General features: G+C 59.2%; 9 protein-coding genes. 6 read left to right on the forward strand and 3 right to left on the reverse strand.

The genetic code is table 11. The features are described 5' to 3' along the window. Window positions 1–2 precede the first annotated feature (2 nt). Window positions 3–1,001, forward strand: coding sequence for a proline racemase family protein (locus CGZ66_RS06540; RefSeq protein ID WP_095082712.1), 999 nt, complete (start codon window positions 3–5; stop codon window positions 999–1,001). A gap of 7 nt (window positions 1,002–1,008) precedes the next feature. Here CGZ66_RS06540 and CGZ66_RS06545 read toward each other — a convergent pair whose 3' ends face one another. Continuing rightward, the gene (locus CGZ66_RS06545) at window positions 1,009–1,719 is read right to left on the reverse strand and encodes a sulfate transporter family protein (protein WP_095082714.1); all 711 of its coding nucleotides are present in this window, start codon (window positions 1,717–1,719) and stop codon (window positions 1,009–1,011) included. Window positions 1,720–1,936: 217 nt separating this feature from the next. Next, the gene (locus CGZ66_RS06550) at window positions 1,937–2,821 is read right to left on the reverse strand and encodes an EamA family transporter (protein ID WP_167392019.1); all 885 of its coding nucleotides are present in this window, start codon (window positions 2,819–2,821) and stop codon (window positions 1,937–1,939) included. 307 nt (window positions 2,822–3,128) lie between these two features. On the opposite strand from CGZ66_RS06550, the gene CGZ66_RS06555 reads away from it, so the two are divergent. Both CGZ66_RS06555 and CGZ66_RS06560 read left to right on the forward strand, forming a co-directional pair. Next, window positions 3,129–4,121, forward strand: a complete 993-nt coding sequence (locus CGZ66_RS06555) for an adenosine kinase (protein ID WP_095084292.1) — start codon at window positions 3,129–3,131, stop codon at window positions 4,119–4,121. A gap of 384 nt (window positions 4,122–4,505) precedes the next feature. Continuing rightward, entirely contained in the window at window positions 4,506–5,213 is a 708-nt protein-coding gene (locus CGZ66_RS06560; protein ID WP_095084293.1) for an antitoxin Xre/MbcA/ParS-like domain-containing protein, read from the forward strand. A gap of 27 nt (window positions 5,214–5,240) precedes the next feature. Here CGZ66_RS06560 and CGZ66_RS06565 read toward each other — a convergent pair whose 3' ends face one another. Further along, entirely contained in the window at window positions 5,241–6,314 is a 1,074-nt protein-coding gene (locus CGZ66_RS06565; RefSeq protein ID WP_095082719.1) for a sensor domain-containing diguanylate cyclase, read from the reverse strand. 399 nt (window positions 6,315–6,713) lie between these two features. Here CGZ66_RS06565 and CGZ66_RS39000 point away from each other — a divergent pair, with 399 nt between their 5' ends. The 3 genes from CGZ66_RS39000 to CGZ66_RS39005 all read left to right on the forward strand — a co-directional run bounded on the left by CGZ66_RS39000 (window position 6,714) and on the right by CGZ66_RS39005 (window position 11,811). Further along, entirely contained in the window at window positions 6,714–10,259 is a 3,546-nt protein-coding gene (locus CGZ66_RS39000) for an NACHT domain-containing protein (RefSeq protein WP_143748686.1), read from the forward strand. Window positions 10,260–10,333: 74 nt separating this feature from the next. Beyond that, window positions 10,334–11,280 (forward strand): IS630 family transposase gene (locus tag CGZ66_RS06585; protein ID WP_417568608.1). Its coding sequence is split into 2 segments (ribosomal slippage): window positions 10,334–10,675 and window positions 10,678–11,280, totalling 945 coding nucleotides; the frame shifts between segments, so codons are not numbered across the junction. Window positions 11,281–11,331: 51 nt separating this feature from the next. Next, a complete protein-coding gene (locus CGZ66_RS39005) occupies window positions 11,332–11,811 on the forward strand; it encodes a hypothetical protein (protein WP_143748687.1) in 480 nt (159 codons plus the stop codon). Window positions 11,812–11,818 lie beyond the last annotated feature (7 nt).

Here is an 11,818-nt window from a genome sequence, read left to right on the forward strand (position 1 = left end):
GCATGACGCTGACTGTCGTCGACATGCATACGGGCGGCGAGCCGCTCAGGATCGTTACCGGCGGCTACCCGGATATCCCGAATGGCACCATCCTGGAAAAGCGCGCCTATGTGCGCGACCATCTCGATCATTTGCGCAAGATTTTGATGTTCGAGCCGCGCGGCCATTATGACATGTATGGCGCCTTGCTGGTCGAGCCGGATCTGCCCGGCGCCGACCTCGCCGTGCTGTTCATGCACAATGAAGGCTATTCGACCATGTGCGGCCACGCCATCGTCGCACTCGGCCGCTACGCCGTCGACGAAGGGCTGGTGACGAAACGCGAGCCGGTGACGACCGTAAACATCGAGGCACCGTGCGGGCTGGTCGTCGCTTCGGTGGAGGTCAGGGATGGCAAGGCCGGTGCTGTCTCGTTCGAAAGCGTCCCGGCATTCCTGTTCGCACGGAACCAGGCGATCGAGCTGCAAGGCTATGGCATGATCGGCTTCGACATCGCCTATGGCGGCGCTTTCTACGCGCTGGCCGACTGTCACCAGTTCGGGCTGGAGTTCGGCCGCGACCGGGTGCGCGATTTCGTCGATGCGGCGACCGCGCTGACCAACAGGCTCAAGGCCGAGCTGCCGCTGTCGCATCCCGACCATGCCGACCTTGCCTTCCTTTATGGCACCATCCTGACCGATGGCCGCGACGCGTTTTCCGGCGACGTGACCAAGAACGTCTGCGTCTTTGCCGAGGCCGAGGTCGACCGCTCGCCGACCGGCTCCGGCGTCACCGCCCGGCTGGCGGCCATGCATGCCAAGGGCGAGATCGACATCGGGCAGACGCGCACATTCGAAAGCATCGCCGGCTCGCGCTTTTCCGGGGCCGTGGTGCGGACGGCGACGGCTGGCCTGCACGAAGCAATCATCGCCCGCGTCGGCGGCCGCGCCTATTATTCCGGGCGAGCAGAATTCATCGTCGAAGCCGATGATGAGTTGGGGCGTGGATTCCTGTTGCGCTGAACAGAGCTCACCCCCGCGAGACGCGAGCCGCTTCCCGTCCGCTAATCGCCTTGTGCAGATGCACCATCATGGCGGCGGCAAAAAGCGGCGTCCCCAGGTTGAGCAGCGGCACGGCGAGGAAGGCTGATATGACCAGCCCGGCGAGGAACACCGTGCCGGCATAGTGCCTGCGCAAGGCCCTGGCCTCTTCTTCCGGGCGAAAGCGCATGGCGGCGAATTCGAAGAACTCACGCCCGAGCAGATAGCCGTTGACGATGAAGAAGGCGGCAATGTTGACGCCCGGCACCAGAAGGAGCAGCAGGGCGATGATGTTGCCGAAGACGACTACGCCCAAGAACCTGGCTGACAAAACCAGCGAGCGCAGCGCCGGCATGGCGCGTCCGGCCGGGTCGCCGGGATAGTCGGTGCGTTCGACGACTTCCGCGATGTCGTCGAGGAACAGGCCGGCGACAATCGCCGTGACCGGCGCGATCAGCAACGCCATGCCGAAGGCAAGGACGATGGCGGCGACAACGCCGCCCAGCCAGCCGGCCCAGGACGGCATGCCGGGCAACAGCGTTTGGAGCCACGGCAGGGCCAGCCACTCGACGAGGCTGGTGATGCCGAACCACAAGGCCACCAACGCCAACAAGGTCAGCCCGAGCGTCTTGATGAACACCGAACGGAATTCAGGCGAGAACAACTGGCCGGCGGCGGCTCGGGCGGCGTCAGAGATCACGGTGCTTCCAACCTCACGTCGAACGGATCGTCCGGAGATAGGCGGCGCGCCCGCCCGCCACAAGCGCGGATCGCTTTCGGGCCGTGGCAATCGTTTCAGGTTTCGAACTCGCCCCACTCCCCTTCCGGAGGTGGGCGCTGCCCCTCACCTGCCTGCCGGCATCCTCTCCCCGTATTTCGCCACAAGTCGGAGACTATCTTCGAAGCGATTGCCCTGCCTATCGCGCGAGCGCCGGCTTTCGAACCGGGATGGTCATGGCTGCGACGCCTGCGACGACAAAACCCATTCCCAGCCATGCCGTCGGGCCGAGGCTTTCGCCGAGGAAGACGGCGCCGATGCCGACGCCGATCGGCACGCGCAGATAGGCTTGCGAGGTGGTGCCGACCGAGCCCAGCGTGTGGATGAGGCGGAAATAGATGACGAAGGCCAGCGCGGTCGAAAACACCGATAGGCCGAGCAAGGCCAGGATCGACGCCGTCGATGGCGTGAGCGTCCAGGGCTGGTCGACCATCAGGCTGAGCGGCAGCAGGATGATGGCGCCGCACAGCATCGAACCGGCAGCGGGCAGCATCGGGTCGAGGCCCTTGAAGCCACGGCCGAAGATAGCCGCACCGGCGTAGCAGATCGTCGCCGCGACGATTGCCAGTTGCGCCCAGAGCTCATGACCGAGACCACCCAGCGCCTCGGTGCCGATGATGAGGCAGATGCCGGCAATGCCGGCGCCGACACCAATCAGTTTGCGAAACGTGACCGGCTCGTGGCGGGTAATGAGCGCGGTCAGCAGGAAGGTGAAGATCGGCGAGGTCGCGTTGAGGATGGTGGCGAGACCGGCGTCAACCGAGCGCTCGGCGGCTGCGATCAGCGTGAACGGCACGACGCTGTTGAGGCATGCCTGGAAGGCGAAGCGGCGCCAGCTTGCGGCATCGCCCGGCATGGCAAGCCCGCGCCAGCGGATGATGGCGAACAGGATACCACCCGCGATCAGTGTGCGGGCGGCAATGAAGGTGACCGGCGGGATCGTCTCGACGCCGATCTTGATGAAGGTATAGGAGGCGCCCCAAAGCACCGCCAGCACGGCGAGCAGCGCCAGGTCGGTGGTCATATCGTTCTTTGTAGGCCTGTTACTTGTAGGCATGGGGGCTGGCTCGCCTTAGAAAAATGATCGCTGCGCCAGGCTTGTAAGCGGCGCCGCGATGAAATGCTTCGGCCACGGTCGAATTGTCATAGCGCCTCGTCGCGGATGCGCACCATGATTTGCAAGAACCGCGGCTCCGCGCCTTGCTCCACAAGGGAATGGTCATCGCCGCCACGCCGGCACGACAGAAAATCGGTTGCCAATTTTCGGAGTCTTGCTGTAGACCCGCCCGGGCATGGCAAGAAGCCGGCTCGGGTTTTTGGCGGAGACATTGATGCCGGATTATGACGTGCTTTGCATCGGCAATGCCATTGTCGACATCATCGCCCAGTGCGACGAGGAATTCCTCGAGACCAACGGCATCATCAAGGGCGCGATGAACCTCATCGACACCCGGCGCGCCGAACTGCTCTACAGCCGCATGGGCCCGGCGATCGAGGCGTCCGGCGGCAGCGCCGGCAACACGGCGGCCGGCGTCGCCAGCTTCGGTGGCCGCGTCGCCTTCTTCGGCAAGGTTTCGAACGATGCGCTGGGCCAAATCTACGCGCATGACATCCACGCGCAGGGCGTCGCCTTCGACACCAAGCCGCTCAAGGGCGAGCCGCCGACGGCGCGCTCGATGATCTTCGTCACTCCCGACGGCGAGCGCTCGATGAACACCTATCTCGGCGCCGCCATCGAACTCGGGCCGGAGGATGTCGAGGCGGACAAGGCTTCCGGCGCCAAGGTCACCTATTTCGAGGGTTATCTGTGGGACCCGCCGCGGGCCAAGGAAGCGATCCGGCAGACGGCGAAGCTGGCGCATACGGCAGGCCGCGAAGTGTCCATGACACTCTCGGATTCGTTCTGCGTCGACCGCTACCGCGACGAGTTCCTCGAACTGATGCGCTCGGGCACCGTCGACATCGTCTTTGCCAACAGCCACGAGATCAAGTCGCTCTACCAGACATCGTCGTTCGACGAGGCGCTGGCGCAGATTCGCAAGGATTGCCGGATCGCCGCCGTGACCCGCTCGGAAAAAGGCTCGGTCATCGTGCGCGGCGACGAGACCGTGCTCATCCAGGCGACCGCGATCAAGGAACTGGTCGACACGACAGGCGCCGGCGACCTCTATGCCGCCGGTTTCCTGCACGGCTACACACAAGGCCGCGACCTCAAGGCCTGCGGCGATCTTGGCTCGCTGGCGGCCGGATTGGTGATCCAGCAGATCGGCCCACGCCCGCGCCAGAACCTGCGCCGCGAGGCTGAGCAGGTGGGATTGCTGTAGCGACAGGCTCTCCCTTCTCCCCTTGCGGGAGAAGGTGGCCGAGCGAAGCTCGGTCGGATGAGGGGTGTTCCAGCTTGGCACCGACGGCACTCCGTCCAGCACCCCTCAACCGTCTTGGCGCTGCGCGCCAATCCACCTTCTCCCCCAGGGGGAGAAGGGAAAAACCGTCGCGCGGCTGTCATACATCGCTCCTACACGCAATCGAGGCTACCTGGGACTGACATTTCGGGGCGCCCGCAGCCAGTTGAGGTGTCAAAAAATGCAAGACAGCATGCTGTCGGGCCGCTGCATCTGTTGCCGCCGCGATTTCCGCTTTCCGCTCTAGCCATTCAACAATCGGCCGCGGCTGTGGGGAGGAGAGCGCGCGGCCCGGAAGACAGATGCATGAACAGATTTCAAACCCAGACAACCAGCATCAAGCAGGACGACTTCGCGGAGATGGTCGCGGAGGACGTCGAACGTGCGCTTGCCCACTATGACGAGGCCATCAACAGACCCACCATGGTCTCGGTCGGCAAGATCGCCGGCAGCATAGCTTCCGCTGTCACCTTGCTGTCGCCGAAGCATCAGCGTGCCATCGACGCCATCCATGCCGACCTTCCTGGCCTTGCATCGAAATTCGTGCGCGCGCTGGCGGCGGAAGCCGCGCGCCGCAGCGAGGCGGGCACAGGCGGCGCAACGAGGCTGCCGCCGGCATCCCCGGCGGATATCGATGGACCTGTTTCCCCGCGCGCCGACGACCTTGAATCGATGCTGATCGAGGACTGGGCCGGCCGCGTCGCCGGATCGACCTATCTGGAAGAGAACCTGCGCATCGCCCGCTCGACCCTGCATCGCTGGCAAAGGCGGGGTGAGGTCATTGCCCTGCGCAAGGGCGGCCGCAAGCATGTCTTCCCGCTGGCACAGTTCGTTGACGGCAGGCCGGTCGCGGGCCTCCGCGACGTGCTCTCCCTGATCGGCAATCCCAGGCTGGCATGGCTGTGGCTGACACGCCCCTCGGCACAGCTCGACCGACGCATTCCGATCGACCTGCTGCGGCAGGATCAGGTCGAGGAGGTCGTCGAAGCCGCGCGCGTGTTCGCGCCCGATTGAAGCCGGGTCTGCGGCTCGATGGCGCGGCTACGCGGTCCGACGGTGACGGGGCAATGGCTGCTGCGGCTCCAGCGCATCGGCAGTGACCAACCGGTCGCGGCCGCCCTTTTTTCCGATGTACATCAGCCGGTCGGCGAGTGCGATCAGCGCTTCGGAACCGGCGGCTTCCGCCGGATACATGGCCACACCGACGGTGCAGCCGACCTGGATCGCGCCATTCGGCGTGGGAACCCTGATCCGCAACCTTTCCAGGATGCGTTCGGCGACGCGCACGGCTTTCTGACGGGCCAGATCGGTGTCGCCCGAGAACAGGAAGGCGAACTCGTCACCGCCAAGCCGGGCGACGAAATCGGCGCGGCGCAGGATCGAGCGAAGCTGGCTCGATACACGCTGCAGAAGCGCATCGCCGGCCTCGTGGCCGAGCGTGTCATTGACCTCCTTGAACCGGTCGAGGTCGATGAACAGCAGGCCGGCCGCCTCGCCGGTGGCGCCGCAGCGGGCGACCACCGACTTCAGCTCATCGTGAAAGGCGCGCCGGTTGGGCAGGTCGGTCAACAGATCGTGGTTGGCCGAATGGTCGCTCTGCTGTTTCGCCAGCTCGATCTCGCGCTTCTGCGCCGATAGCTCCTCGTTGGCGGTCTTCAGGTCTAGCAGCAGTCGGGCATTGAGGTCCTCGACAACCTTACGGTCGCTGATGTCGACGACGAAGCCTTCGAGGAATTCGAGTTCGCCGGCGTCGTCCCAGACACCGCCGCCGATCTCGCGGACCCAGAGCGGTTCGCCGACGGCCGGCACGATGCGGTAGTCAACGTTCCAGTTGCGTCGCGCCGCCAACGCTTCGTCGACCGCGGCATAGACGGCGGCGAGGTCATCCGGGTGGATGGCCGAGACATAGTCGCGCACCGTGTTGTGGATGAAGTCGCTCGGCCGGTAACCGCTGACGGTGAAAATGCCGTCGCTGATATAGAGCATGGTGTAGGACGCGTCATTGCGGCAGCGGTAGAGATAGCCGTCCATGCGGCCGGTGATGCTGAGCAGCGCGTCCAGGCGCTCGTCGTGGTGATGGCCGACCACGGACGCAGGAACTGTATCTTGCTTCATGGCCGCACCCCCAATGGCGGGTCGTTCCCAGCCGAGATGCCGTTGCGGCAGGTCGACACCACCTCCTATAACAGGCGAATATTATTAATGTCTTATTGAAGAAAGCGACGACGCCCATGGTATTCTCGGGCGGGTAAGCGGCACTGCCTACAGCTTTGCCAGCGTCGAAAGCCTAGCTCGAAGAGTAATGTCGTCAGCCGGTTGCACGGCTCGGCTGGGCGGCTTGTGACGCCTTGCGGGGGCCTGTCGTTATGGGCCCCATGACGCATACCTAGTGTGCCGTTCTGATCTATTCACCGCCCGTACGAATCGGCGCGATTTCAGGGCCAAGGAAACCACCTGCGGTCTCGGGCACGAAAAGGATAAGCTTATCCAGCTCCAAAATGCTATATGCCTTCAATGGCCTACGACTTCTCACGATTCTCCACACAATCCTTTGAGCGATTTGTCCAAGCTTTGGCTGCAGCCATAGTCGGGGGGCGCATTCAGATTTATGGCAATGGCAAGGACGGTGCCCGCGAAGCAACCTACACAGGACATTGCAAAATCGCAGATGACGGTTGGCAAGGCTATGTTGTCTTTCAAGCAAAATATCACGAGATATCTGAGACACCCGCTAAGAACGCCTCATGGCTGATCAATCAGATCAATCAAGAGATGTCAAAGTTTGCAGACCCAAAACGAGCATTACCGCTTCCGGATTATTATGTCTTTGCTTCTAATGTGCGTTTGAGTGCTAACTCTTCCAATTCCTCTGGCAAAGGGAAAGGAGGCGTCGACAGGGTCACCGAGCATTTGCAAAGCTGGGCAACAAAGCTCGGAATAAAGGGCATTCATCTATGGCATGCTGACACATTGAGCACATTGCTCGACGTCCACCAAAGCGTAAGGACGCTTTTTGACTTTTGGGTTCAGCCCGGCGACGTGCTTGCAGCGGTCTTGCACCGTCTCAACGATCAACATGGAGACGTTCTTCCCAAGTACCTTCGCAGCAGCCTTCGTCAGGCCCGAGAGATCAAGACGCGCGATATCGGCCAAGCGGTCGGGCGAACCGTATCGCTTGACGAAGTTTTCATTGACTTGCCTATAGATCAGCAGCCGTTGAATAATTTTTCAATAGATTTTGGTTACGTTGATGTCAATCACGTTGATCAGGACGATGAAAGAGAGTTAACAGACGATGACGACCTTGAGATTGAGAATCTCGTAGTACACACACACCCGCGTATATTGGCAAATCTTATGCGACGTTCCTTCGACAAATTTGATCCGCAATCGTGGTATCAAGAAGAATGCGATCGCAACGAAGAAAAGAAGCCTCGTCGTAAATCCGTTTTGCCTAATCGAATTGTTCTGCTCGGCGGCCCCGGTCAAGGCAAATCCACAATTGGACAGTTCTTGGCGCAACTTTGTCGAGCAAGGCTTTTGCGAGAGACCCGCAACGCTCAGACTCCAGAAATAAATTCGGCCACCGTAGCTATCCTCAAACGCGCTACAGCTGAAAGCATTCCGCTTGACGGACCTCTTCGTTATCCGTTCCACGTCGAATTGCCGCGGTATGCTGACGCACTAAGCGAGGCGCACAGGGCCGACTCGAGCCTCTCCATTTTAGCTTATCTCGCCAGGCAGGTGGAAAAGGCTAGCGAAGTTGATGTCACCAGCGCCATGCTTCGTCATTGGGTGAAGGCGATACCTACAGTTATCATTCTGGATGGGCTGGATGAGGTTCCACATAGTGGAAACAGATCCCAGGTAATTATAGCGATCGAGGAACTTCTGGATGCGCTTCATGAAGAAAACGCTGACAGCCTAATTCTCGCCACGAGTCGACCGCAAGGTTATCAGGATGAACTTTCTCGTAAGCTATGGGAACACTGGAATCTTGAGCCACTTGACACGTCGGATGCGCTAAGACTCGCCTCTCGAGCCGCACCAATACTGGTTAGCGAGGAGACTCGCCGCGATGAAATAATGTCGATACTCTCTGACGCTGCCAACGAAGAGGCGACAGCGCCGTTAATGACAAGCCCTCTGCAGGTTATGCTATTGTTTCAACTTGTTTCTACCCACAACAATATACCTAAAGATCGCTGGACTTTATTTTACCGACATTATGAGACTCTTCGAGATCGCGAAATTGCCAAAGGCGGCCGAAACGGTCATACCATAGGAAAATTTCGGTCGCAGATCGATCGTATCCACTATGACGCGGGCTATCTATTACATCTCCGTTCAGAAGGAGCCGGGGGAGCCAACGCGTTTTTTACTATTACCGAGTTCTCTGCCCTGGTCATGGATCACCTTCGTCGAGACGGCTTCGAAGACGATCTTCGGAATCTAACCCACGACATTGTTGATCTCGCGACAAATCGCTTAGTCTTTCTCCGTTGCCAAGTCGATGGCCAAGTCGCCTTTGACGTGCGGTCGCTTCAAGAGTTCATGGCCGCTGCTCGTCTGACAACAAGCCCCGAAGGTAGCATAAAAGATCGGCTCTATGAAATCGCTGGTCGAGCGCATTGGCTCCACGTTTTCAAAATTGCATGCAGCAAAATATATGCTTCGAATACGCACGAGGCGCTTCGCGAGCCAATCATTGCGCTATTGGACAGCTTGGATGCAGGGGATCGGTCTCCAGACGACCGAATCGTAAAAATTGGAGCACGCTTAGCTCTTCAACTCCTCACGGACGGAACCGCTTCGAGTCTCCCAATTTACCGCAAAAAGCTTGTCATCCGAGCTATAAAATTGTTGTCGGTGCCTGATCGGGGCGTGATTTGGCCACTCGCGCGCGCTCTAGATTTGAGCAATAGAGAGATGCTGGAGCCATTTTTTGTTGAAGCGATCAACAGCGGCGACAGAGTTAGTCGCCAGTCGGCCCTACGTTTACTTAGCGCCATGATCAAGGACGATCATGGGCAGGACTTTCATTGGCCATTAGAACTGCTTGCGACCTTTTGGCCTACAACCCCAAGTGAAATTTTGGAGATATTCGACGATATCTCCTCTATCCCCAACTCTTATGCGATTATTAGTAAAATACGAATCTCTCTTTGGCAATCTTCACCTGCGGAAGCAATGACTTGGCTGGGATCACTGGAAGCAGACTATTCGGAAGATCGGGATACACCCTCAGAATTGCTTATTTGCGGTTTGACACCGCGGCAGAAATATTGCTCTCTTCATAACACGGAAGGAAAACCCACAGATATCTCTTTTTCTTACTTCGGTTTGACCTCATCAGTTTCGATCCAGCAAGTTCCTGATGAGGCACTACCTATTTGGCATGTCGCAAGGGCTGCGTCCAATTTCAGTCAAGAGCCGACGATCGCCGCTGCGAGATCCTTTCTTGATGAGATAGATGAGTTAGGCTTACTTGAGCAAGCCAAAAATCTGAGATTGCCGTGGGTTCTTCGAGCTCTATTGGTAAACGTAGATGATGTTGAAGCTCTTCGAGCTCGGAGCAAAGAACTCCATACTGGGATGCATGGAGACACTTCGGCGTGGGAGGCGGCGGAAGCTCGATGGGAATCGAATGGCATCACGCAGCAGGAGCTAGTTCCAACCAGAGGCGCGGGCGGAATCCCCAGCACATTTGTGACGCAGGGCGCACCTCCGCCTACCGGCCGTAGGATTGAAAAAGGGCACGTTAGTGCACTTCCCGAGCTGCTCGATCTAGTCGAGCGTTTGCCAACTAGCATTTGGGCTTTGAACACACTTTTGTTCTATATGTCCAGGACTCGCATACCCTTAGATGAAAGGGCCAACGCGTGGCTGATTGGGGCATCGTTGGACAAAGGCGATGCCCCAACACCGACACTGGGTTGGTTCGCTCTCGCGCTTGTCACCGCTTGGCCAACCGCAAAGGATCGAGGATTGCTAGTAGAACGATTGCGTCAAATCTTGCCTATTAGACAATTTTCTTTTCCTAGAGCGGTTTTCCCTTAATCGGAGTCGTTTGTTTGCAGTGAACGGCTTGTTCTGATTCCCTGATCGAAGTGATTTGCGGAAGGAGCAGCGGCATGGCACGAGCTTACAGCCTGGATTTGCGGACGCGTGTTATCGAGGCGATAGAGGCAGGCCTGTCGACCCGAGAAGCGGCACGGCGGTTTGCCATCGGGATATCGACGTCTGGTGCATGGTATCGGGCCTGGCGTTCGAGCGGCAATCTGGAACCTGGGCGGCAGGGCAAGCCGAAGGTATCGAAGCTGGACGCGCACGAGACTTTCATTCTCGCCTTGGTCGAGACCGATGAGCGGGACATCACGCTTGCCGAGATCGTCGATCGCCTTGCGGCAGAGCGCGGGGTCAAAGCCAGCCTGACGACGGTCCATGCGTTCTTCGCAAAGCGTGGCATCACGTACAAAAAAAGACAGCGCACGCGGCCGAACAGCAGCGACCGGATGTTTTGGCAGCGCGGGAAGAGTGGTTCGAAGGCCAACTCGATCTCGATCCGAGCCGCCTGATCTTCATCGACGAAAGTGGCCTCAATACCAAGATGGCCCGGCTACGAGGCCGCTCTGCGCGTGGACAGCGTTGCCGGGCGGCTGTTCCTCATGGGCACTGGAAATCCACGACCTTCACGGCCGGCCTGCGCCTCGACGGGATCGTCGCGCCCTGGCTCCTGGACGGCGCCATGGATGGCGAAGCATTCCTGGTCTACTTGCGCCGCGTCCTCGTGCCGACGCTTCAACCCGACGATGTCGTCGTGATGGACAACCTGCCTGCTCATAAAGTGGTCGGTGTCCGCGAAATCATCGAGGCTGCGGGGGCTTCCCTTCGCTATCTTCCGCCCTACTCCCCGGACTTTAACCCCATTGAGATGGCCTTCGCCAAGCTGAAGGCTTTACTGCGAAAGGCAGCAGCCCGGTCCATCCCGGAATTATGGGACGCCGTGGCCGTCGCCATCGATCGTTTCCACCCCAAAGAATGCGAAAACCTGTTCGCCCACGCCGGCTACGATGCCTAACCGTGATTATCCAGAAACTGCTCTAGGTCTCCTTCGTATTTTAGAACTCTCGTGAGCATCCTTGACGCCAATCCAGAGCTTCGTGATCTATTACCACTGATAGCGACGCTTTATCGTACTCAGTACAGAAGTGCCGAACACAGAGAGCTACCAGAAAGCGTATTCCATGACGCGATCGGGGATAACTCTGATATCGCTGCGAGCATTGCAATGTTGAATATCCTTGAGGGGAAGACCGTCGCAAACAAACCAGCCACTGTACAGACATTGCTTGCGTCAGACTTGGTACCGGTGTCATTTTTACTTCGTGCTCTTTCTCGCGATTCTGAGCAACAGAACAGTGTGGAGTTGGCTCTCGCAATCGCGCGCGAGGTTTTAACCAGAAGACGGGTTCAAGCTTCAGGGGTTGCTTATGAAATCCTCGGCAACGCCGTGGATGCACGGCCGGTGCCGCTGACGCAAGCGGCTATTGCTGATCGGTTAGAGCTGCCGCAAGCGCTCGCCCCGCCATCTTCCGCTGTGTCTTTGTGAGTCAAAC

The organism is Mesorhizobium sophorae (assembly GCF_002270415.1).
Lineage (GTDB): Bacteria > Pseudomonadota > Alphaproteobacteria > Rhizobiales > Rhizobiaceae > Mesorhizobium > Mesorhizobium sophorae.

Bases quoted from the DNA above. Each gene is read 5' to 3' on its own strand.
- CGZ66_RS06540 (WP_095082712.1), top strand. From the start codon at position 3: ATGACGCTGACTGTCGTCGACATGCATACGGGCGGCGAGCCGCTCAGG.
- CGZ66_RS06550 (WP_167392019.1), bottom strand. From the start codon at position 2,821: ATGACCACCGACCTGGCGCTGCTCGCCGTGCTGGCGGTGCTTTGGGGC.
- CGZ66_RS06555 (WP_095084292.1), top strand. From the start codon at position 3,129: ATGCCGGATTATGACGTGCTTTGCATCGGCAATGCCATTGTCGACATC.
- CGZ66_RS06560 (WP_095084293.1), top strand. From the start codon at position 4,506: ATGAACAGATTTCAAACCCAGACAACCAGCATCAAGCAGGACGACTTC.
- CGZ66_RS06565 (WP_095082719.1), bottom strand. From the start codon at position 6,314: ATGAAGCAAGATACAGTTCCTGCGTCCGTGGTCGGCCATCACCACGAC.
- CGZ66_RS39000 (WP_143748686.1), top strand. From the start codon at position 6,714: ATGGCCTACGACTTCTCACGATTCTCCACACAATCCTTTGAGCGATTT.